At 57.3% G+C, this 22,458-nt stretch carries 20 protein-coding genes and 1 pseudogene; 2 read left to right on the top strand and 19 right to left on the bottom strand.

Going from position 1 to position 22,458, the window contains the following annotated elements:
- Positions 1-106: 106 nt before the first annotated feature.
- From rpsI (QP970_RS05575) to eccCa, 12 genes and pseudogenes are all read right to left on the bottom strand, one after another.
- Positions 107-196: pseudogene (gene rpsI / locus QP970_RS05575) on the bottom strand (30S ribosomal protein S9); the annotation flags it as partial.
- Between the two features lie 88 nt (positions 197-284).
- Positions 285-1,334, bottom strand: coding sequence for a LacI family DNA-binding transcriptional regulator (locus tag QP970_RS05570; RefSeq protein WP_284869766.1), 1,050 nt, complete (start codon positions 1,332-1,334; stop codon positions 285-287).
- A 114-nt stretch (positions 1,335-1,448) separates the two neighbouring features.
- Entirely contained in the window at positions 1,449-2,306 is an 858-nt protein-coding gene (locus QP970_RS05565) for a glycerophosphodiester phosphodiesterase family protein (protein ID WP_284869765.1), read from the bottom strand.
- Positions 2,307-2,326: 20 nt separating this feature from the next.
- A complete protein-coding gene (locus tag QP970_RS05560; protein ID WP_284869764.1) occupies positions 2,327-4,054 on the bottom strand; it encodes an ABC transporter permease in 1,728 nt (575 codons plus the stop codon).
- 8 nt (positions 4,055-4,062) lie between these two features.
- Positions 4,063-5,103 carry an ABC transporter ATP-binding protein gene (locus tag QP970_RS05555; protein WP_284869763.1) on the bottom strand — a complete coding sequence of 347 codons (1,041 nt, stop codon included), beginning with the start codon at positions 5,101-5,103 and terminating at the stop codon, positions 4,063-4,065.
- A 59-nt stretch (positions 5,104-5,162) separates the two neighbouring features.
- Positions 5,163-6,212 (bottom strand): extracellular solute-binding protein, encoded by a 1,050-nt coding sequence (locus tag QP970_RS05550; RefSeq protein ID WP_284869762.1) that lies wholly within the window; start codon positions 6,210-6,212, stop codon positions 5,163-5,165.
- Between the two features lie 524 nt (positions 6,213-6,736).
- Positions 6,737-7,279: a 30S ribosomal protein S9 gene (gene rpsI / locus QP970_RS05545; RefSeq protein WP_284869761.1), complete on the bottom strand. Its 543-nt coding sequence runs from the start codon at positions 7,277-7,279 to the stop codon at positions 6,737-6,739.
- Positions 7,279-7,722, bottom strand: a complete 444-nt coding sequence (gene rplM, locus QP970_RS05540; protein ID WP_034653789.1) for a 50S ribosomal protein L13 — start codon at positions 7,720-7,722, stop codon at positions 7,279-7,281. The genes rpsI (QP970_RS05545) and rplM overlap by 1 nt, the downstream gene beginning before the upstream one ends.
- Positions 7,723-8,082: 360 nt before the next feature.
- A complete protein-coding gene (locus QP970_RS05535; RefSeq protein WP_005277116.1) occupies positions 8,083-8,370 on the bottom strand; it encodes a WXG100 family type VII secretion target in 288 nt (95 codons plus the stop codon).
- Between the two features lie 44 nt (positions 8,371-8,414).
- The gene (locus QP970_RS05530) at positions 8,415-8,729 is read right to left on the bottom strand and encodes a WXG100 family type VII secretion target (protein WP_005277114.1); all 315 of its coding nucleotides are present in this window, start codon (positions 8,727-8,729) and stop codon (positions 8,415-8,417) included.
- Positions 8,730-8,862: 133 nt separating this feature from the next.
- Complete coding sequence (locus QP970_RS05525; RefSeq protein ID WP_239269072.1) at positions 8,863-10,077, bottom strand: type VII secretion-associated protein; 1,215 nt, start codon at positions 10,075-10,077, stop codon at positions 8,863-8,865.
- Positions 10,078-13,767 (bottom strand): type VII secretion protein EccCa, encoded by a 3,690-nt coding sequence (eccCa, locus tag QP970_RS05520; RefSeq protein WP_284771933.1) that lies wholly within the window; start codon positions 13,765-13,767, stop codon positions 10,078-10,080. It abuts the gene before it with no gap.
- A 152-nt stretch (positions 13,768-13,919) separates the two neighbouring features.
- Between eccCa and QP970_RS05515 the strand changes: the two genes are divergently transcribed.
- Positions 13,920-15,365 carry a ubiquitin family protein gene (locus QP970_RS05515; RefSeq protein ID WP_239275519.1) on the top strand — a complete coding sequence of 482 codons (1,446 nt, stop codon included), beginning with the start codon at positions 13,920-13,922 and terminating at the stop codon, positions 15,363-15,365.
- A complete protein-coding gene (locus tag QP970_RS05510; protein WP_239269080.1) occupies positions 15,365-16,606 on the top strand; it encodes a S8 family serine peptidase in 1,242 nt (413 codons plus the stop codon). Before QP970_RS05515 ends, QP970_RS05510 begins: the two co-directional genes overlap by 1 nt.
- On the opposite strand, the gene eccB is transcribed toward QP970_RS05510, so the two are convergent.
- The 7 genes from eccB to rpsM all read right to left on the bottom strand — a co-directional run bounded on the left by eccB (position 16,603) and on the right by rpsM (position 22,350).
- Complete coding sequence (gene eccB, locus QP970_RS05505) at positions 16,603-17,886, bottom strand: type VII secretion protein EccB (protein ID WP_239269082.1); 1,284 nt, start codon at positions 17,884-17,886, stop codon at positions 16,603-16,605. The two genes, QP970_RS05510 and eccB, sit on opposite strands and share 4 nt — an antisense overlap.
- A 92-nt stretch (positions 17,887-17,978) precedes the next feature.
- A complete protein-coding gene (gene truA, locus QP970_RS05500; RefSeq protein WP_239269084.1) occupies positions 17,979-18,860 on the bottom strand; it encodes a tRNA pseudouridine(38-40) synthase TruA in 882 nt (293 codons plus the stop codon).
- A 381-nt stretch (positions 18,861-19,241) separates the two neighbouring features.
- Positions 19,242-19,754, bottom strand: a complete 513-nt coding sequence (rplQ, locus tag QP970_RS05495) for a 50S ribosomal protein L17 (RefSeq protein ID WP_005277082.1) — start codon at positions 19,752-19,754, stop codon at positions 19,242-19,244.
- 67 nt (positions 19,755-19,821) lie between these two features.
- Positions 19,822-20,832, bottom strand: coding sequence for a DNA-directed RNA polymerase subunit alpha (locus QP970_RS05490; protein WP_239269086.1), 1,011 nt, complete (start codon positions 20,830-20,832; stop codon positions 19,822-19,824).
- A gap of 114 nt (positions 20,833-20,946) precedes the next feature.
- Positions 20,947-21,552: a 30S ribosomal protein S4 gene (gene rpsD, locus QP970_RS05485; protein ID WP_023016758.1), complete on the bottom strand. Its 606-nt coding sequence runs from the start codon at positions 21,550-21,552 to the stop codon at positions 20,947-20,949.
- A gap of 21 nt (positions 21,553-21,573) precedes the next feature.
- Entirely contained in the window at positions 21,574-21,978 is a 405-nt protein-coding gene (gene rpsK, locus QP970_RS05480; RefSeq protein WP_005277076.1) for a 30S ribosomal protein S11, read from the bottom strand.
- 3 nt (positions 21,979-21,981) lie between these two features.
- On the bottom strand, positions 21,982-22,350 hold the full coding sequence (rpsM, locus tag QP970_RS05475; protein ID WP_023025213.1) for a 30S ribosomal protein S13: 369 nt from the start codon (positions 22,348-22,350) through the stop codon (positions 21,982-21,984).
- Between the last annotated feature and the right edge of the window lie 108 nt (positions 22,351-22,458).

Below are 22,458 nucleotides of genomic sequence, written 5' to 3'. Positions count from 1 at the left end.
TAACCGACGGGGACATCGGCCAGAGCGATAAAACGACAAAACCGCTGCCTCCCTAAATGGGAAGCAGCGGCAGTGTGCGGCGCCTGCGCGCGCAGTAGAAGCGAGATTAACGCTTGGAGTACTGCGGTGCGCGACGTACCTTGTGCAGACCAGCCTTCTTACGCTCAACTGCACGAGCGTCACGGGTGAGCAAACCAGGTTACAAGTTAAAATCAAAAAGGACGCTGCAGAAGTTTCGAGATTAGCTACCTTTAAACTAAGTGTCAGGATTATAGTAGAAAATTTTACAATTCTGAAATCAGCGGATTGGGTACTCCCAAAGATTCACCGGACAGAAACATTCCTGCAAAATTCTCATGAGTTACTACCTGTCGGGGATTCTTGATTCGCGAGCCCATGACACGCGATGCGCGCGCAGCGACAAGGTTGACCGGAATTTGTACGGTTGCAAGGCCAGCATGCACCACTTCCCTTGAGATCCCGTCAACCCCCACAACACTTACATCTTGTGGAACATCGACTCCTACTGATTGGGCAACACCTAGAAAACGCAGTGCACGCCTGTCATTAGGAAACACAACACAGGTAATTTCCCCACGCTTCACCAGCGCAATTATATTGCTCGATAAAGTCTTAAAGGAGCTAGAAGAAGAAACTGGGAAACTACGAACAACAGCTCCGGCGGCCGTCAATTCTTGAATCGTCGACACACCACGGCGATTCTCAGGTACCGAATAATCCTCGTCCACGACCACCACGCCTACCCGCCTGTGTCCGTAGCCGAGCACATTAGATGCAATTATTTTGCCATGCTTAGTTTCATCAAAACCGACCGCAGTTATTTCATTGCGAAGCTCTGGGCGTCCCACAGAAATCATCGGCACCTTATCCAAGAATCCCTCGACATCAGAAGGATTAATGGAACCGGTAGCTAAGAAAATCCCATCCACTCCCATACTTAACAAGCTAGAAAGCGCTGACAGTTCGTCCACGGAGTTTTTCTTCTGAGTAGGAATCGACGCAACCAACTGAAACCCATTTTCCGCCGCATGTCTCTGCAGTTCAGCGAACAAGACTCCATAATAAATATTCACTGGATCACGCAGCAGCAATCCTACTGTAGGAACCTTGCTACGATACCCAGCCAGGGAGCGCGCCGCGGGATTCGGGACATAACCCAGACGTTCAACAGCAGAATCTACTCTTACTATCGTCTCTTCACTAACTGACGAATTTCCAGTCAGCACTCTAGAGACCGTCGCCCTGGACACCCCTGCAGCGCGGGCCACATCATCCATAGTGACGCGAAACGCATTGCGCCGCGATTCACCCATCTAAGCTCCATCTTCGACCGATCAACTTCCAACCCACGAGCATACAGTTTACGGCGCGGCAGAGGTGCGACGCCCTACCAACAAACTGAGCCTAGTAATTCGATGTTGCAAGCCTCAGCTTTCTAAATACTTATTAAGAAGGCTTGGCCAGTCCGTTTGAATGATATCGGCACCTCGGCTTACAAGTTTGCCCCACCCGTCTTGCGGCCGTTGCAGAACTGAGACCTCGTCGTCCCAACCTAAATAAAGGTTCTTACGGTTAGGTAAATTTAATGCATTTAGCAGCACTAAAAAACCTTCATCTCTAAGAGAATTAACAGCATCATGCTCTGCGAAACAATCATCAGAATGCTCCGCTAACAACTCGAGCGCCATCGTATTGATGTTTTCATAATCGCAAACGAAAGTTAACTCATCCCAATTTTTCAAAATTGGCATAAAAGGATATTTAACAGGGTGCGCGTTCAGTAACTCTAACGCTTTCGCCTCAGGAGGTGCTTTCAAAAGAACTCGCTCGGAACACTCAAAACAATCAAGGTAATTTAGAAGCGTATCCCAATATTCCCAAGACCTATCAATATTAAGGAGCGTATCAGAACAGCTCTTCAAAACTTCTGACAGCTTTTCCACCCCGCAATAGCCCGCTTCCCTTCTGAAAAAGTCCTGGTACTGGAGATCCTCAATTTCAGCGGCGGACAGTTCCCGAATGTCTCGCTCCAAGCCAAAATACAATCTTTCGTAGCCATTATGAAATACGTAAAACTCCCCGTCTGCGGACCGGATCACGTCGATTTCAACAATGTCTGCTCCTTCCGCTTCAGCAGCGACAATAGCATTGACAGAGTTCTCAATAATCGAACCACCAGGTGACCCACGATGGACAGCGACTAAAGGGTGCTTAGCTTCGTGTGCCTCAACAAATCTTTTATTAACTTCTTTGAAGGCAACCGAGTCAACGTTGTATTTTCCCATTATTCAACCGACTTTCTCTATTAAATAGTCTTATTCTTGGTGACGCTCTTGGAACTTCGTCCATACACGAGGTATAGAACTACGCTGGAAATAATCATTAGCAAGACTGAATACACAAAGGTCAACACAGTGGTGTCATTCATAGTGTCCGTTGAGGTCGCGTTATAAATAAAAATACCAAGAGGCTGATGGAAAGGGTGAGCCAAGAAAATTGCGGTGTCATAGTTGCCCAGCAGCGAATTGAAATTCAACGCGGCAATAGCTGTAGCCACAGGAATAACCAACGGAAATAGGATTTTACGGAATATTCGCAAATCACTTGCACCTAAAATAGAGGCCGCTTCTTCCACATTAGCCGGGACTCCAGAAAATGACGCCTTCAAAATCCTAAAAGTAAACGGTATTTTTTCTACAATATACCCGATGGCTAGAATATACACCGTCCCGGACAGGACTTTACCGGCAATCAAGGGCTGAGGTTCGCTGAAGGTAATCAGTAAACCAAGAGCAATAAGTGTTCCAGGAAGTACCCATGGAATATGCAGCAAATATTCCAATAAAGCCGTAGCTACATTCCTATACCGCTGAATAATTCTTGCGACAAATAACAATGCGAATACCACTATAAAGGAGCAAATCGCAGAGTATACAATTGACACCACGAAGGGATTTATAGCTTCCTTACTAGTGAAGATCTGTACGTAATTCGATAACGTCAAATCGCTGAAACTAATAGTTCCCTGCGCAATAGCCGAAGCATTAGTGAAGGAAAACAATACAATCAATATTGGTGGAATAATATAGACAACCCACAACGACCATGCAGTCACATGAACTACTGCGTTCACCACTGGATTTTCAATTTTTTGCTTTTCTAAGCTCACAGGCACCTTTGAGACTGAGAAATACGTTCCACCTCTCTCCACCTTGTTCAAAACCGTAAGCACCAATAACGTCGCCACGCCAAGAATCATTGCGAGCGTAGCCGCCAGATCTTGCGAACCTTTCGTCCGCGAAAAAGTCAAAATCATTGAAGAAATAGTTTGGAAGTCATCGCCACCCAAGATTAGAGGCGCTGTCATTGCACTAAGGCCACCCAAAAATACAAGTACCGTGGTAGCAAAAATCATAGGCTTAATCACAGGAAGGACTACAGTCATGAGAATCTTCCAAGTGGATGCTCCCATTTGCTTCGCAGCTTCGATCGTCTGCTGGTCGATTTTCGAAATTGAGTTTCCCATAAAAAGTAGATGGCTGCCCGTACCGGAAAATGTCATTAACAAGACCACCGCTGGCATTCCCCGGAACCAATTAGCATCCATCCCTGGAAAGACCTTGAGCATTACATTCGTCAAGAATCCATTCGGCCCATAAATAAGGTTATAGCCGGATACCAATATTACTCCACCATAAATCAGGGTAGTGGCAAATCCTACGTAGAGAATTTTAGAGCCTTTGATATCGAAAAATCTGGTAGCTAAAACAATAAAGATGCCAATTACGTTAACCGTGATTGCCAGAGATATTGCTAGAAGAAAAGAATTACGCAGTGACTTCATGGCACGTTCAGAGGACAGGAGCTTGTCAAATACGTCCAACGTCCATTCACCATCTGGCCGGAATACTTGCAGGAGCATTGTGATATTAGGCCAAATCAGGAACGTTATAATGAAGTACATTAATGCGCACACCACTATAATGTTTAGCGGTGATTTCATCATTGTTCTTATAGAAAGTAAGCTTTTCATTCGTGCTCCTAAAAAAGGTGGATACGCTTCCCATTTTCGTCGTAGCTTCGGATCCACCTTGGGTCTGCTGTTAAGTAGACCTGTGTTCCTTCGTCAACCGGTTCTTCAGATCCAGTTTTGATGATTTTCAGGTCCGACCCGAGACAATCAAGCTCATATATCTCATGATCCCCGAAGTAATAGCAGGTTTTTACTTTAGCTTTGAGCATTGGATTTTCGCTTGTGTCCGGCTTTTTATTTGAAAATTTAAGCTTTTCCAGTCGAATATAATGTGTAGCGTTTTCTTCTAGTCCGGCTCCTTGCCTGTTCAAGTCCGATACTTGACTTTTAGAAATTCGATTCACTTCGCCTAGGAAAGTGCACACAAATTCGGTATCCGAGTCCTCATATAGCTCTCGAGGTGACCCAACTTGTTCAATCTTTCCTTCATTAAGAACCGCGATTCGATCCGAAAGAGACAAAGCTTCTTCTTGGTCGTGGGTGACGTAGACCGTCGTGAATCCCACAGATCCCTGCAGATGTCGCAACTCGCCACGAAGTTGCTTTCGAAGGCGCGCATCAAGATTGGACAGTGGTTCGTCCAAAAGTAGTATGCTCGGCTTCATGACCAAAGCCCTGGCGATTGCGACCCTTTGTTGCTGACCGCCTGACAGTTCGGAGACCTGCTTTTTCATTTGCTCTTCTGCAAGGTCAACCGTTTTAGCAATCTCCGAGACTCTTCTTTCCCTCTCAGTTGCAGGGAATTTAGCGGTTTTTAATCCAAATTCTATATTTTCTTGAACATTCATCGAGGGAAAGAGTGCATAGTTTTGGAAAACCATACCGATACCTCTTTTTGATGAATGCGCAAATGTTACGTCGTGACCATTCACATAGACCTTCCCGCTCTTGGGCGAGTTAAAGCCCGCAAGTGTTCTTAGAACTGTGGATTTTCCGCAGCCTGAAGGGCCTAGAAAGGTGAAAAACTCCCCCTCATTGATCTCTAAGTCAAAGTCTGGAAGTGCTGTAAACTCGCCGTAAGCCACTTGGATGTGCTCAAAATTAATCATGGCGCTCCTATTGATCTCGCAATAGTTTCTTACTGCTAGCCTTCCTCGGCGAATCGTAACTACTTGTAGTCCAACTCAATTTTTTCTATCCATTCCGGCAAATGCTCGGCCACGACGTTCCAGTCAATATCTTGGGCTTCAAACGAGTCAGTTTGTTTCACTGCATCCTGGTTCGCCGTCTCAAGCGCATCTTTGTTCGTTGGTGCAGTGAAGAATTCATTTGACCACTCCGATTGAACTTCAGCAGATCCAAACCAATCGATGAACTCATCTGCTTTAGGGTTGTCGCTACCTTTTACTTTTGCGATATGCTGAGTCGCCATGGGAACACCCACCTTAGGATGAGCTGCGGTTGTGCTGATGCCGTATTCTTTTTCTCTCGAAGCTTTTCCCGCCAACCACATTTGGCCAGCATCTACGTCACCATTCATCATGCGGGCAAAGAGATCCGTTCCTTTGACCGAAGAGCTGCCGTACTTGAAGTATTTTTCTATGGCGCTCCACCCCTCATCTGAAACACCAAGGTCCCCTGAGTCGTCTAAGTAACGCCCCAGTATTCCTGCAATCACCATTTGAGTGGTTGCGCCTCCCAGCTCACTAGGTGTTTCGTAGCGCTCATGGAACTTCTCATTTTCCCAAAGATCCGGCCAGTCTTTTGGCGCTTCACGGTCGGAATATGCTTCATTGTTGTAAACCAACATGATGGGTTCTTGAACTATTGGCCAATATTGCTCATCATCACCAACGCCAGGTTCAACTTTGTCCGACCATTGGGGAGTGTAGGACTCTAGTACTCCCTCAGATTTGAGATTTTCAAAGTAGACATTGTTAAGCCCGAATACAACATCCGCGATTGTGTTTTGCTTTTCCGCAACCAGTCGGTCTTGAATATCGCCTCCGCCAAGGTCAACGAACTCTACGTCGAATCCATTTTCCTCGGCCTTGTCAGATAGCCAGTCACTCCGACCGTCTGACAAAGAATTTGAATAAACAACCAATGTATCGTCACCTGACCCATTGGAATCACTTCCACATGCGGTCACTGTCGTGGATGCAAATAACATAGACAGGGCTAGTGCTGAAGTCTTCAAGAAGGAGCTGCGCTTCATGCTGAACCTTTCAGTAGAGAAATTTGATTGGAAATGGTTTTACGAGTCGCGCAAGGGAACTTTTCCACGTGGATGAACGCGCTTCCACTAGATCATGACAGAGACAGATTAAGTGCCCATGTTTTTAAGGTTAAGAGTCTAGAAACTATTGGAAGCGCTTTCATTAAATGCCAAGCCACACGAAATCAGCTCAGATAATGTACTCGAGGTTCTATTCACCAGCGGATAAGTACGCCCCGCTAATAAAATTCATTAGAGTTACTGATAACCCACGAAGTACAGCTGTCACAATCCACAATCAAAATTTGATTTGGGAGCTTGAAATTCGTACGTCGAAGAAGCTCAGTAACTCGTGTGGGCTTCTACAATTTGTGATCAAATTCAGATGAGGCTCACCCCAGCTTTTAAGACCAGCTACCGGTGTTAATCGCCAAGCCAAAGTGTCATTCAAAAACAAAGCCGCCGCCTCCCAGAATGGGAAGCAGCGGCAGTGTAGGGTGCTTGCGCGCGCAATAGAAGCGAGATTAACGCTTGGAGTACTGCGGTGCGCGACGTGCCTTGTGCAGACCAGCCTTCTTACGCTCAACTGCACGAGCGTCACGGGTGAGCAAACCAGCCTTCTTCAGGGTGGAGCGATCAGCCGGGTTGTAGATGTTGAGTGCACGAGCGATAGCCAGGCGCAGGGCGCCGGACTGACCGGTCGGCCCGCCACCGTTAACGGTGACCTTCAGGTCAAACTGGTTCTCGCGGGCCAGCAGGGTCAGCGGGGTGAGGATGTCCTGCTGGTGCAGCTTGTTCGGGAAGTACTCAGCGAACTCGCGGCCGTTGACCACGATCTGGCCGGAGCCAGCAACGAGGCGAACGCGAGCGACGGCGCGCTTACGGCGACCGACGGTCTGAATTGGGCCCTCGTGAACCGGAGCAGCGGCCTCAACCTCTGCCTCGGTCTCAGGGTTGGTGCTAGCCAACGAATCACCGATGGTGTTGGTGAACTCTTCGGTAGCGGCGCTTGCTGCAGCGATGTCAGCAGCCTCGGCTACACTGTTGTCGATGTTCTGCTCAGCCATTACTGTGCCACCTGCTTAAACTCGAAGGTTTCCGGCTTCTGACCGGCGTACGGGTGCTCATCGCCTGCGAAGACGTGCAGCTTCTTGATGGAAGCGCGGGAGAGCTTGTTGTGCGGCATCATGCCGGCAACAGATTCTTCGATAACGCGGACCGGGTTGGCGTCCAAAGACTGACCCAGGGTCATGGACTTCAGACCGCCCGGGTAACCGGAGTGGCGGTAGCGCATTTCGCGGTCGCGCTTGGTGGAAGAAACGTGAATCTTGTCAGCGTTGATGATGATGACGTGGTCACCGGTGTCAACGTTGGGTGCGAACTGTGGCTTGTGCTTGCCGCGCAGCAGGTCTGCCACGGTGGAAGCAAGCTTGCCCAGCACCACGTCAGTAGCATCGATGACGTACCACTTGCGGGTGATGTCACCGCTCTTTGGGTGGAAAGTAGACAAAATGACTCCTTGAAAGTCTGTCTCGGAACTGCCGGCCAGCGCTAAGCATCCATTCGCTTCCCAACAGCGGCCGGTGGAGACCTGCGGGAAGCGCTTCGCCAGCTGCTTGCCGACGAGCGAACACATAGGGCTACAACTTTAGCCGCTACCGGGGTAAAAGACCAAAACGCCAAAACCGGCACCTTTCCAGGAAGAAGAGGTACCGGTAAAAGAGGTTCTATGTGGCGGTTTGTACAAGTAGCGCGGTAAGGAGACAGCGGCTGCGTTCGCCTCCTGCCGGATGGATACGGGCACGGGCACCGCCCGACTCCCCTACTGCGCTTTAAAGAAGCAGGCTAGATAGATGCTGCCAAGGGTGCGTTAACCCCAGCTAGCGGCGGCGCGGCGGTTGACATCGCTCATGGCGTCATTGCCCTGGGACACGGTCTTGGAGATGGTTGCCAGCACGGTATTGAGTTCCTGCGCTGCCTTATCCCACTTGGCCTGGGCCTGGTTATAGGCCACTGCGGATTCACCTTCCCAGGTGCTCACCATGGGCTGCAGGCGGGATTTGAGGTCGGCCAAGGTGCTGTTGATGCGGCCGGAGGTGGCGTTGATATCGGCTGCGGCAGAAGAGATGGCGCCGAATTGGTACTTGATCTCGGACATGTCGAAAATGCTTCCTTTCGAATTTGCTGGTGGAGGTGACTGGGTTACAGGGCGAGGCCGCCGCCAACATTGGAGAAGGCCTGGGTGTTTTCGGCTTCGACGTTGTCGAAGTTGTGGGCATTGCTGCGAATGTTTTCAGAAATCGAGGTCAATGCCTCGCGCAGTTGCTGCGCGGAGGTGTTGTAGCGCTGCATCAAGTTATCGAATGAAACCTGCGCCTGGCCGGCCCAGCTGCCGCGGACAGAATCAACGACACCCTGCAGACGGGTGAGCTCGCCTTGGACCTCGTCATTGGTGTTATCGACGCGGCCGGCGGTGGAGACCATGACATCGGCTTGTGTCTTAAAAGTCTGAGACATAACAGTGCGCCCCTCCTTAGGGCGGGAAGAGATGTTGAGTGTGATTTCCCCCGAAAAAGCTTCTGTGCTTTCTCACCGTTATTGGACTGTGCTCAGACCCATTTGGTTCCCGGGATGTTAAAAACTTTTCTGTTTATTTCTTGCTCAGGGATTCGGTGGCCATCCGGCACGCGGCTTTTTGCACGGCATTAGCGTTATGCCGGGTATGGCACCCCACCGACATGTGGTGGCCGGTATCTTCCCATATGGTCCATTCCACTACGGAGCCATCGCCGGGGTCTTCTACATAGTGCAAACGCCCCGCGTCCTCAGATACATCGCGCAGTTCTGGATCCTTATCCACCTGGGCTTTGATTTCATCAAAGAGCGCCCTGGCTGGAACGTTGAAAAGCGAGTCCGCCGCTAAGAGAATCCTTAGATCAGGGTCTTCTCCTGTAGCGGTCACCAGGCCTTCCTCCACAGTGGCCTGAAATCCGGTGGGAAGGACGACGGACAGCCCTTCGATATCAAGGCGCTTTTCGCCTGGGTTGAGCTCGCCATCACCGCCCGCGTCGCCAGCCGCGTCCGCGTTGTCATCGCTGCCACCACCAGATTCGTCCGTCGGCACGGAATCGGCGGCGCTCGCAGCGGTGGCACTTCCAGCGGTGGTGACCGCCTCGCCGTCTTCCTCATCATTGGACGCATTCGCGCCCATGGCCCACCACGAGGCGCCGACGACGGCGAGGATCACCACGACGATCGCGACGTGGAACATGTCGATGGCACCTATCCAGCCGCGCAGCTTATCGGCCCACCGGGTGCCCGTTCCTCTCTCCTTTCCTGCTCGCTTTCCAGTTCCGGTTCCGGTTCCGGTTCCGGTGCCAGTCTCGGTTTCCATTCCCGATTCCGCGCGTTCCATGGATATATCCATCTGGGCTGTGGGCGCGGATTCTGAAGCGTCTGCAAGAGCCGCCGAAGCCGATGCAGGCACTGTTTCCTGCGCCCCTGCCTCGCCCGCAACCGATTCAGCCTCTCGTACTGGAGTTGATTCCGGTGCGGGCGTTGCGTCCTGCTGCCGCACGCGGGCGCCAGCTACATCGAGTTGTCGGGTCAGGATGGTGACGGCCTCGCGGGAGACGGCGGTGCCAGAGGGATCCGCGATGACGGATACGTCCACGTCCGGCCAGGCGGATCCAGCGATCTTCGCAATCTGGTCCATGACGTGGCCTAAGGCCTTGCCTTCTACGATGCCTGTTCCGGCGAGATCGTAGCGGTACACGGTTTCTGGGCCTTCAAAGATGGTGGCCGCATCCATGACGGTCACCGTAATCGTTGCCGTTGGTGCGGAGATAGGCGTTTCTGTAGACATTTATTCTTCTCCTTCCCCGTAAACCACCTGGGCGATTCCCAAGTTTTCGCCGCGGATGCTCCATTGCCCGCGCCCAGGCGGCTGGTGGCTGGGCTTGAGCCCGAAGATGGTGCCTTCATCGCGGTCGGCATCGAAAAGCAGGAATGCGGGTTGCAGGTCGCGCACCGCGGAAAAGAACTGACCGAACAGCGCCCGGCCGATGCCGCCGGATTTTCGGGCGATGACCATGTGCAAGCCGATGTCCCGCGCGTGCGGCAAGAGATCGATCAAGGGCGCGAGGGCGATATCGCTGACCAAGTCCGCATCATCTACCACCACGTAAATATCCGGGCCCGCCCACCAATCGCGGGCGGCGAGCTGCTCTGGGGTGATATCCGGTCCCGGCAAGCGTTGTTCCAGCGTGCGAACGGTATTGACGATTTCCTCCTGCGCACTGGATTGCGTTGCGGCATAGGCCGCCACCATGTCCTGATCCAGCGTGCCCAGATGGGCGCGGCGCTGATCGATGACCACCAGTCGCGCCGCCTCGCGCGGAAGGCGGCTAATCCCGCGCATGACCTGCGCCAAGAAGTTGGACTTGCCGCAGCCTTGGGCGCCGATGGCAACCAGGTGTGGTTCGCGCTCCGGATTCCAGGCCAAGGTGGAAAGGTCGCGCCCGCCGATGCCCCACGGGATGCCGCCAGTGGGGGCTTCGCCATGGGCAGCCAGCGCCTCTGGGGTCAGGACCGCGGGCAACATCTTCAGCTGCGGGGCGGGAACGGCGTTAGCATGCACGCGGCAGATATGGGCAATATCTTGATTCGAGGTGTGCGCGAGCAGCATATTTTCGCCGGCCTGTGTCAGCCCCCTGCCCGGAGCGCTGGGCAGTTTTTGCTGCAGCTTGCGGTCAATAAGCGAATCGAGCGCCTCACCTAAGCGCAGCTCGAGGCGGTTTGCGATGAGATCCCTAATCGCCGGGCGCATCGTGGTCCACCGGGAGGTGGCGATGACGACGTGTACGTTGGCGGAGGCGCCGTCCGCAACGATATCCGTGATGGATTCGGCTATATCCTCAAACTCCGCATTGGATGGGCCGATGTGGTGCCAGCCATCGATAATCAAGAAGGTCTCGCGCGATTCCGGCCGGCGAATAAACCCGGCAACCTCATCGACGATGCGGCGGATCTTTTCGCCTTCTTCGCGCCCGGCTACCCCGGCAACGTGCGGTAGCCGGTCGAGGGCGGCTAGCTGCCCACCGCCCAAGTCGATGACATAAAAACGGATATCTTCCGGCCGCCGGTTGAGTGCTAGGGAGGAGACTATCGTGCGCAGCGCGCCCGACTTGCCGGATTGCGGTCCCCCGCACAGGGCAAGGTGGCCGCCGTGCTTGTGAAAGTCGATGACCAATTGGTCTTGGCGCTGGTAGTAAGGCCTATCGATGACCCCAATCGGCGCGGATAGTTGCCCTGCGGTGGAACCCGCATTCTCCATATCGAGGGACGAAAGCTCGATGACCGGCGGCAGCGGTGGCAGCCAGATGCGGTGGGCCTCCTGGCCCCGCGCGGCGGCCTCCTCACCGGCGGCGCGAACCACCTCGGTAAGAACCGATGTGGATTCATCCATGACCACCGAGGGCGAATTCTGTGCAGCGGCATCGTCCTGCGCCCAGCCTGTAAAAAGCTCCACCCGGCGCGGCGGCCCTGCAGGGTTGCCATCTTGGTCCGTGGCCGCGTGCGTCCCCGTGCCAGGTGCAGCCCGGCGCGCGAGCGGCCCTGATACGTAGGAGGCCTGAAACCGAGTGAGATCCTCGGCATCGGATTTGAGGTAGCCGGCGCCGGGTTGGCCGGGAAGGTGGTAGGCATCGGTGACGCCAAGGACCTGGCGGGATTCGGCGGAGGAAAAGGTTTTCAGGCCGATTCTGTAGGACAAGTGGGAGTCCAGCCCCCGCAAGCGCCCTTCCTCAAGCCTTTGGGAGGCCAAAAGCAGGTGCACGTGGAGGCTGCGCCCCAAGCGCCCCACGGCAACGAAGAGCTCGGCGAAATCCGGGTGCTGGCCCAAGAGCTCGGAAAATTCGTCCACGACGATGACCAGCGCCGGCAAGGGGCCGTAGTCCCGCACGGCATCCGCAGAGGCGTTGTACTCGCCCACATTGGCAAAGTTTCCCGCGGTGCGCAGGAGCTCTTGGCGGCGATTCATCTCCCCGGAAATGGCGTCATACATGCGCTCTACCAGGGTGGATTCTTCTTCAAGATTAGTAATGACCGCGGAGGTATGCGGCAGGCGGTCACAGCCTAGGAAGGTCGCACCACCCTTGAAGTCCACCAACACCAGGTTGAGTTCATCCGGGCTATGCGTGGCAGCAAGCGCGGTGACAAGAGTACGCAGGAGCTCAGATTTACCGCTGCCCGTCGCCCCGATGCACAGGCCGTGCGGCCCCATTCCGCCGTGCGCGGATTCTTTGAGATCCACGGTCACCGGCTGCCCGATTGAATCGATGCCAATGGGCACCATGAGCCGCGAGGCGCCATCGCGCCCGTGCCACATGCCGCTAGCTGCCAACTCATCCACGCCGCTGTAACCAAGCAGCCCCAGCAAATCATTGCCCCGGCGCCCAGAGGTGCTATCGGGGCGGCGAAAGACCGCCATCCGGCGGGCCATAATCGTGGCCGAGGCAGTACCTAAACTATCGGGTGTACCCAGTTCTTCCACGCCCGCGGCCGTGACCGCCTGCAGGGTATCCGCCGCGACGAGGCACAGGCCTTCTTGTTCCGCGCGCAGGCTCAACGCAGACGACGGCGCACCATCTACCTCAATGACGGTGGTATAAGAATCGCCGTGGAAGAAGTCTTCGGTGCCGGTGGTCAGGAGGGCATCGACAAGCACAATGCGAAACCGCGCCTTGTCCGGCTCCCGGGTGTGCGGCAGCCATTTCAGCCACTCCCAATCGCCGCCGATGGCCTCGATCCCGATGGTCTCGGGGCCGTGCGCCAGGGCTAGTTGCATGACGAGGGCGCGCACCGTATCGCGGGCATTATTGCCGGTAAAGGATAAAAACCTAAAGGCCTGCAATTGGATCACCACCGGCATATCGGGCACGGTGCCCACCGCCTTGATGGCCTGGCGCATGCTCACCGCACAGACCGGGTCCAGGTCCTCGGTCGCACCAGAATCAGGCACGTTGATGGGCGTGCACAACGTGGTGGGCCCAGTGCCCACGCGCACCTCCAAGGCATCCGGATCATCAGGCCCGCGCTCCCACATGCGCCGCGATCCCACCAGCGGTTCCAACCCCGCCGGATCCGGGTGCCGATACAGCTCGTGTGCGCGCTGCGCACCGGCATTATCCAGGGCCTTTTCCCGCAGCGCCTTAATGTGGCGCAAGTAAGTCCGCCGGGTTTCATCCGGGTCCTGCCCGCTATTGTGCGGCCCAAACATCATGGCCATGCTGGCCAGCATCATCAGCGGAAACATCAAGGATACCGGGCTGATATGCCGCGAATCGCCCGCGCCCAGCACCATCAACGCCACCATGCCCAGCATGGCGGCGATCATCACGATGGGCAGCAGCAGGCGCACCAGCGGCACCGGCTGTGGGCGCACCGCTTCCGGAACTTCCTCTGCCTCGATGGTGCCGGTGGGAAGCGGCGGTGGCGCGTCCCGAAGCGGCATGGACAATGGCTCCACGATGTGGGTTTCCCCGATCCCAAGCATGGGTAAAATCCTCCCCCGATCCACACGCTTAGCGCTCTTGGCCCCCTGCCAAGATTCCCCGCGCTGCGGTGGACACGACGCCACCAGTAAGCCACAATATGTGGCATTGGGCAAGGGGGACGCCCACAATCTTTAGACAATTCGGGGGAATTATGACCGCTCCAACGGCGCATCACCTGCGCCTTACCATCCGCATCCACGCAGACTCCTTCCACAAGGAAGCAGACGTGGCATTGCCATTAAGCTCCAGCCTCGGCGAGCTCATGGCAGAACTTACCGATCTTGTCGATGCACCCGCGATCGACTCACCCTGGCGCGCCAGCACGGCATCCGGGCGCACCATCGACCTCACCGCACCGCTTGCCGCCACGCCGCTTGCGGAAGGCTCCATCCTGGTGCTCTCCCCGCGCGAGGAGCGGCCCGCGCCCGTAATCCGCGATGCGGCCGAATCCCTCGCCGCCCAAAGCCGCGACGACACCACCTCCGCCATTCCCATCGTCTGGGCGTGGACTGGGCTTGCCGCGGCCTTCGCCGTGGCCTGGGTGCTCTCACTTCCGGCGGTGGCCTGCGCCGGGCTCGCCATCGCGGCCTTCGTGCTCGCGCTGTGGACGCGGGCGCTATCGCTTGTCATGCTCACCCTGGCGGCAGGGGCGGCGAGCGGGTGGGCGCTTATTTCGCCCGCGCTTGCCGATGCCCCCTATGCCGCCCTCAGCACCAGCGCCACCCTCCTCGCGGCGTTATTGGCCTGCCACCTCACCCGGTTAAGCACGGTACGCATTACCTCCGGTGTGCTCACCATCGCCGGGCTAGTGCTCATTGCGGCCGTGAGCTACCTGCTTCCTGGGCTCAGTGGGAATTCGGGCATCGGCACGAGCCACGGCACCGCAGCGGCCGCGGGCACCGTTATCGCAGGCGTCATTGTGCTTGCCACCGCCCCCGCGCTGACCATCGCCACCGCGGGACTCAAGGTGCCGCAATTGCCCACCGCAGGCCAAGACCTCGCCGTATCGGATGAACTCCAGCCCGATGTGGACGATCGCGCCACCCGCGCCGGGTACGCCTACGAGGGCATCTGCTGCGCAATCGCGCTCTGCCTCATCCCGGCCCTTATCGCGCTCAGTTTCACCGGCACCGGCACCCTCGTGGCCACGGACGGGACCGTGAACGAGGCGGGAGACGCTTCCATCGGTTCTCGCATAGCCGTGCTCTTCGGCACCGGTTTAACCGGGCTCGGCTTCGTCCAAGCGCTCTGCGTCTCTGTTGCCGGAACGGTGGTCATGCACGCCGCGCGTCACGGGCGCGTGCTTGCCAGCTGGGCTCTCATGCTCGTCGCTATGGTTGCCTGCCTCACCGCCTGCTTGTGCGCCGTGCATGCGATTGCCACCAATGGGCTTGCCGGCGCTTGGGCGCCGACGGCGGTCGCCGCCCTCCTGCTTGCCGCGATGTTAAGCGCACCACTGTGGACGGCCAAAATGAGCGAGGTGGAACCAACAACCATCGCCTGGTTCGAACGCATCGAGTCCCTGACCATCGCCGCCTGCCTGCCGCTTGCCGCGCACCTCGCCGGGATCTTCGAGCTCATTCGGGGGCTAGGATAATGCACCACAATCGCTCGCGTCGTTCTTCCGTACTACCTGGTTTCAGCGGCAGTTCAAGGCTTGCTGCTTGTGCCCTCACCGCGTGTGTCCTCGCCGAAACCGGCGGCTTCATCGCAGCAGCTCCCATCGCGGGCGCGCGGGAACCGGACCGGGAATGCGCCACCGCGCATCCTTCTCCCCTAGCGCCAGAACCTTCCGAGGATCAGCGCGCCTACCGCTCCCAGCTGCATTCCTTTGCCACGGGCGAGGGCATTAAGGTAGCCGTCATCGATACCGGCGTTGCCCACCACGATCAGCTGCCGAATCTCACCGCAGGCGCGGACCTAGTCACTCCGGAAGAACCGGATCCGCACCGGGATTGCGACCTGCACGGCACCGTTGTAGCCGGCATCATTGCCGGGCACGATATTGGCATCGCCCCGCGATCTGAGATCCGCGCCATCCGCCAAACCAGCGCGCATTATCGCCAATACGATGGCACGGCCGGCGAGTCCGACGAGGACAGCACTACCGGCTCGCTCGACACATTGGCCAGCGCCATCGATCATGCCGTGGAGGACAACGCCCAGGTCATCAATATTTCCGTCGTGTCCTGCGTTCCAGCGAAGACCGCGCAGCGCATCGATAGCTCCCGCTTGGATGAGGCGCTCGGCCACGCGGAAGATGCCGGCGCGGTAGTCATCGCAGCCTCCGGCAATATTTCCTCCGGCACCTGCGAAGAAGGCGATCACGTCTTTCCCGCTGATTCACCGACCGTATTATCCATTAGCGCCCAAGAGGATGCCCACGCGCTGGCGGAGTACTCCCTCACGCCTGCCGATGGCCCACAATTATCCGCCCACGGCTTCGTCCCTTTAGCGCTTAATCCCGCCGGTGGCTGGGCAGACGGGAAGAACCAACAGGATTCCCTGGCGCAGTTTCATGGCACCTCGTTCGCGGCTCCGGTGGTTAGCGGCACCGCCGCCTTATTAGCCGAGCGCTACCCAGACGCCAGCGCCGCCGATATACGCCAACGTCTCCTCTCTGCCGGCGAGCCCGGCAACGGTTTCATCGACCCGCTCGCCGCCCTGACCCATATCGATGGCGAATATGCCGCACCCGCGCGCGATCTGACCATCCAACCCGCCAAAGACGAACACTCCCCAGCGGCGAGCCGTACCGGGTGGGTGATCGGCGGGTTAGTCCTGCTGCTGACCGGCCTGACGGTTGCCCGCGGGCTACGCCGAGCCAAGTCGGCCTAGCGGCTGACCTGCAGAGCTTCGTCCCGGTCCAAGCGCGAGGCTTCTGGCAGTAGCCGGATGATTTCCCACGGAACCTCCGCCCCGATACCGGTGCCGAGGGCCTCCAAGAGTTCCTTATTGTCCACCGCATGGCGCTGCCCCGTCGGCGAGACAACGTGATAGCCATGCCCGGTATCCACACCAACTCCTCCTGCCGATAGCCCACCGAAGCGATCCGCTATGCCCTCACCTGCGAGCGCTACCGTCCCGGGGTTCTCAGTCACCATCGCTGCCCCACCGTTGCTATCGGCGCACATCCAGCCCTCACCTGGGTCAACGAAGTCGAAGGTGGTGGCGGGCAGGCGGAAGTTTAAGGGGGAATCGGCAAGCGCGCCTATCTCTCGTGGTGAGGCTTCTTTGCGCGTCGCGCCGTAGCTAACCAGCATGTCAGCCTGGGTGGCGGAAAGCTCGGCGACGCCGTCGTCCGTCCGGGCCCACTGATCCTGCCCGGTATCCATGATGTCCGGCAGCGGATCGGGAAACGTCAGCGGCGGCTGCTCCGCAAAGGCATTGAGCAATTCCGCGGGAACGGGCCAGGCATGGGTGCTCCCGTCGATGCCAATCCCGCGGCGGATGACCCGGCCCTCCGTGCTCTGCGCATCGGGTAAACGCACCCGCCCGTCCGCGGTGAGCAGCCACTGCGTGCCATCCGTTTCTGCGAGCGCAGCACGCTCCTCCCCAAAGCCCTCCTGCGGCGGATCCGCTACCACGATGACCTCTTCTTGGGCCACCTGTTGGCTATCGATGCTGGTGGGGTTATCGGCAGGCTGCTCATCGTGTCCGGCAAGGCACGCCGCCCACGAGCGCTGCGGGGTCTCGCCCGGTGCGGCCAAATAGCCGGGCGCATCCGAAATCCCCACGGGAGTGCCCAACGAGGCCTCGCGTAAATGCTCGTCCCCAATGGTCTGCGCCTCGGCCGCCTCGCCGGCGATGATCCGCGCGGAAGAGAGGTTGTAAACGGGGTGGTACGTATCGTTGACATCCACGAAGAGCTGGCCCTGTTCCGAGCGCACGATGGGCGCGTCCCCTGGCTGCGGGCTCGGCTGCAACCAGGCTAAAAGCCCAGAACCGACGGCCAAAAAGGCCACGCCTACCCCGCCGAATATCATCGCCTTGCGGCGGCGGGCTAGCGGATCATGGATCATGCGCGTATCGCCCAATACGAGCCCGTGTTCCACGCGGCGGCGCAAAAATTTATGGCCCGAGACTTGGGCCTTCGTCGTTGGCAATGGACGTGCCATGAATTTCCCCCCGAAAATTCCCCGAAAGTCTAAATAAACCCAGACCTCAGGCTAGCGTAGGCTCCACGGCCCTGCCACTTGGCAGCGTGTTTTCACAAGGTCGTGCGCTTTTCCCTCGTCATATGCGCGCGCGCGGACATGTCGCCCGCCTCCGGGTAATCCACTTGTACTAAGGACAAGCCCCTCGCCGGTGCTACGGGAATGCGAGAGGAGCGCTTGGTTTCCTGAAGCAATGCCGCGGCAAAGTCGACGTCCATGCGGCCTTCCCCAACGCTTAAGCAACAGCCCACCAAAGAGCGCACCATCGACCAGCAGAAGGCGTCCGCGGTCACCCGGGCTTCAAAGAGCTGCGGTTCTTCCGGTGTCGAGACATCCTGCCAGCTAAATTCCTGTAATTCTCGAATGGTGGTGGCATTCGGCTTGGCCTTGCAAAAGGCCGCAAAATCGTGCAGGCCTACCAGCGCGTTGGCCGCATCCTGCATGGCATCGATGTCTACCGGTTTGAACCATTCGGCCGTATCGCGCGCCCGCGTCGGCAGCGCACCCCGCGGGCTGGTGGTTATCCGGTACACGTAGTGCCTACGCAGCGCAGAAAATCGGGCATCAAAACCTTCCGGCGCCACCTCGCAGCCGTGCACCCGGACGTCTTCCGGCAACAGCTTGGCAAGCCTGCGCACTAACTTTCCCGGATCGCCTCCTACGGACCGTTGTTCCAACATCTCTTGCGGTACGTCCACGTGCGCCACCTGCCCGCGGGCATGGACGCCCGCATCCGTACGTCCGGCCACCGTCAGCGGCACCTCCGTGCGCGCGATCATGGCCAGCTGCTCCTCGAGCACGCCCTGGACGGTACGCAGTCCGCCCTTTTGCTTAGCCCAGCCGTGGAAATCGGTGCCGTCATAGGCCAGGTCTAACCGGAGCCGAACGAATCCTTCCGCTGGTCCCTCATCTGCGATCGGTGCTGCTTCAGTCATGGTGGACCTAATGCTACCGGAGGCGGCGGCGGGTTCCCGAAATGTGCAACTTCTCCTGCTACACCTCCCCTATTCGTTTTGAGCAGAAAATGCAATATCTGAGGGCCGTAATTGCTCAGTTATCGCAGTGGAGGATGCGCATAAGAGGTTGCGCGGGTGGATGCGCGGGTGGATGCGCGACGAAACCGGCTCATAGTCACACTAAAATACCGAGGCCCAGGAGGTCGCGGCGCAGGGGCTGAGGGAAAACGACAAAAGCCGCCTTCCCGTCTCTCTTCGTAAAGAGTATGGGAAGGCGGCGATTGTGCGCTACTGCTGCGAGTAGTCGGTGCAATCCACGCGCGGCGTTAGGGCCGACGCGGATTCAGTGGCCGAGGGAGATTACTTCTCCTCGGACTCCTCAGCAGAGGTGTTCTCAGCTGCGGTGTCCTCGGCCGGAGCCTCGGTCTCTGCAGCCTCGTCTGCCTGAGCTTCTTCAGCCTCAGCGGCCTTGGAAGCGGCAGCGCGGGTAGCGCGGTTAGCCTCGGAGGTCACGGTCTCCTCAAGAACGAGGGAGATCTGGGACATCGGGGCGTTATCACCGGTGCGGTTGTCCAGCTTGATGGTGCGGGTGTAGCCACCCTCACGGTTCTCAAACTTCGGTGCAACCTCGTCGAACAGGTGGGAAACAACATCCTTGCGCGGGATGAGCTTCAGCACTGCGCGGCGGTCAGCAATGGTGCCGGACTTAGCCTTGGTGATGATCTTTTCGACGTACGGGCGAAGAACCTTCGCCTTGGCATCGGTGGTCTTGATGGCGCCGTGCTCGATCAGGCTAGCTGCCAAGTTGCTCAGCATGTGAGCTTGCTGCTTGGCGGAGCCACCGAGACGGGCACCCTTCTTCGGGGTAGGCATTGTTTACTCCTCGTGTGCGGTAAAAGTTGAGCGCGCGGCAACGAGTGCCGCAGTTCAGGGTGATTCTTTACTCGGAATCGTCCGCAGCCGGGTCCTTGAAGTCACCGGTTTCTGCGTCGTAGCCCTCGAGCTGGGTGGGGTCGAAGTCCTCAGGGGTGTCCTTCAGAGCAAGGCCCAAGTTAGCCAGCTTGATCTTTACCTCATTAATCGACTTCTGACCGAAGTTGCGGATATCCAGCAGGTCGGACTCGGTGCATTCTGCAAGCTCGCCGACGGTGTGGATTTCCTGACGCTTCAGGCAGTTATAGGAGCGAACGGAGAAGTTCAAGTCCTCGATAGGCATGCCGTAGGCGGCGATATACTCGGTCTCCTGCGGGGAGGGGCCGATCTCGATGCCTTCGGCTGCGTTGTTCAGCTCGCGTGCCAGGCCGAACAGTTCGACCAAGGTGCCGCCGGCAGAAGCCAGGGCATCGCGGGCGGAAATCGAGTTCTTGGTTTCGACGTCGATGGTCAGCTTGTCAAAGTCGGTGCGCTGCTCAACACGAGTAGCTTCGACCTTGTAGGAGACCTTCAGCACTGGGGAGTAGATCTGGTCGATTGGAATACGGCCGATTTCCCCAGAGGTTGCGGCAGCCGGGACGTAGCCACGGCCGCGCTCAACGACGAGCTCAATGTCCAGCTTAGCGGTGTCATTCAGCGAAGCGATGTGCAGATCCGGGTTGTGGATCTCCACGCCAGCCGGCGGCTGGATATCGCCCGCGGTGACATCACCAGGGCCTTCCTTGCTCAGGTACATAACCACCGGCTCATCGAAGTCGGAGGACAGGACCATGCTCTTGATGTTCAAGATGATCTCAGAAACGTCTTCCTTCACACCGTTGATGGTGGTGAACTCGTGGAGCACACCATCAATCTTGATGGAGGTTACCGCTGCGCCCGGGATGGACGACAGCAGGGTGCGACGCAGCGAGTTACCGAGGGTGTAACCAAAGCCCGGCTCGAGCGGTTCGATAACGAACTTGGAACGAGACGAGTCGATGAATTCCTCGGTGAGCTGAGGACGCTGGGAAATGAGCATTTCAATTCTCCTTTTCGGCGACCGCTATTTGACGCCGGTAGAGGGGGTAAAAATCTTGAGGTTGAAGATTCCTGATGGACCGCGTGGCCGTGAAGGGCCGTGCGGTATAACAGTTTACTTCGAGTAAAGCTCGACGATGAGCTGCTCTTGCAGCGGAATGTCGATCTGAGCGCGCTCGGGCAACTGGTGCACGAGGATGCGCAGCGTATCAGGAACGACCTGCAACCATGCCGGTACGTTGGCATCGATAAGAGCGTCCTGAGCGTCTTCGAACCATTCCATCTTCTGGGACCGCGGGCGGACATCGATGATGTCGTACTGCGTAACCCGGTAGGACGGGATGTTGATGTTCTTGCCGTTCACGGTGAAGTGACCGTGGGAAACGAGCTGGCGAGCCTGGCGGCGGGTGCGTGCCAGACCGGCGCGGTAAACCACGTTGTCGAGGCGGGTCTCCAGCAGGATGACCAGGTTGTCACCGGTCTTGCCTGGGAGGCGGTTAGCCTCGGTGTAGTAGCGGCGGAACTGACGCTCCAGCACACCGTAGGTGTACTTTGCCTTCTGCTTCTCCTGGAGCTGCAGCAGGTACTCAGATTCCTTGATGCGGTTGCGGCCAGCCTGTCCCGGAGGGTACGGGCGGCGCTCGAATGCCATGTCTCCGCCGACCAAGTCGACGCGAAGACGGCGGGATACGCGGGTAGCGGGGCCAGTGTAACGAGCCATTTTCTTACCTCTTTCCTTCCCTTAAACCTTGCGACGCTTGGTCGGACGGCAGCCGTTGTGCGGCTGTGGAGTTGCATCCGTGATCGAGGAAACCTCGAGGCCTGCAGCCTGCAGGGAACGGATGGCGGTCTCGCGGCCGGAGCCCGGACCCTTGACGAATACGTCAACCTTCTTCATGCCGTGGTCCATTGCCTTACGTGCGGCGCTTTCAGCGGCCATCTGCGCAGCGAACGGAGTGGACTTGCGGGAACCCTTGAAGCCAACGTGGCCGGAGGATGCCCAGGAGATAACAGCACCGGTCTGATCGGTGATCGAGACGATGGTGTTGTTGAAGGTGGACTTGATGTATGCGTGGCCCAGAGCCACATTCTTCTTGACGACGCGACGGCCGGAACGGCGTGCGCCGGAACGAGTCTTTGGAGGCATGAACTACTTCTTCTTTCCTGCGATCGTCTTCTTCGGGCCCTTACGAGTACGCGCGTTGGTCTTCGTACGCTGACCGCGTACCGGCAGACCGCGACGGTGGCGCAGACCCTTGTAGCTTCCGATTTCAATCTTGCGACGAATATCAGCCTGAACCTGGCGGCGGAGGTCACCCTCTACCTTCCAGGAGCCTTCAATTGCGTCACGCAGTGCCGAAACCTGTTCATCATCCAGGTTGTCGGTGCGCAGGTCAGGAGAAATGCCAGTCTTTTCTAGCAATTCCTTGGCACGGGTTGGACCGATGCCGTAGATGTAGGTGAGAGCGACCTCCATACGCTTATTGCGTGGGAGGTCAACACCAGCTAGACGTGCCATAAGGCGTGTCCTTTCGGGTTGTTACGGCGGTTTTCTCCCCATCCGTCCCGCTCCATGCAACGCTTCGCCCGGACCGTGCCGGGGATCCTTGGGTTGCTTACCAGTGCG

The sequence above is a fragment of the Corynebacterium sp. MSK073 genome, assembly GCF_030232085.1.
Taxonomy (GTDB): domain Bacteria; phylum Actinomycetota; class Actinomycetes; order Mycobacteriales; family Mycobacteriaceae; genus Corynebacterium.
This window is presented reverse-complemented; position numbering and strand designations above follow the sequence as displayed.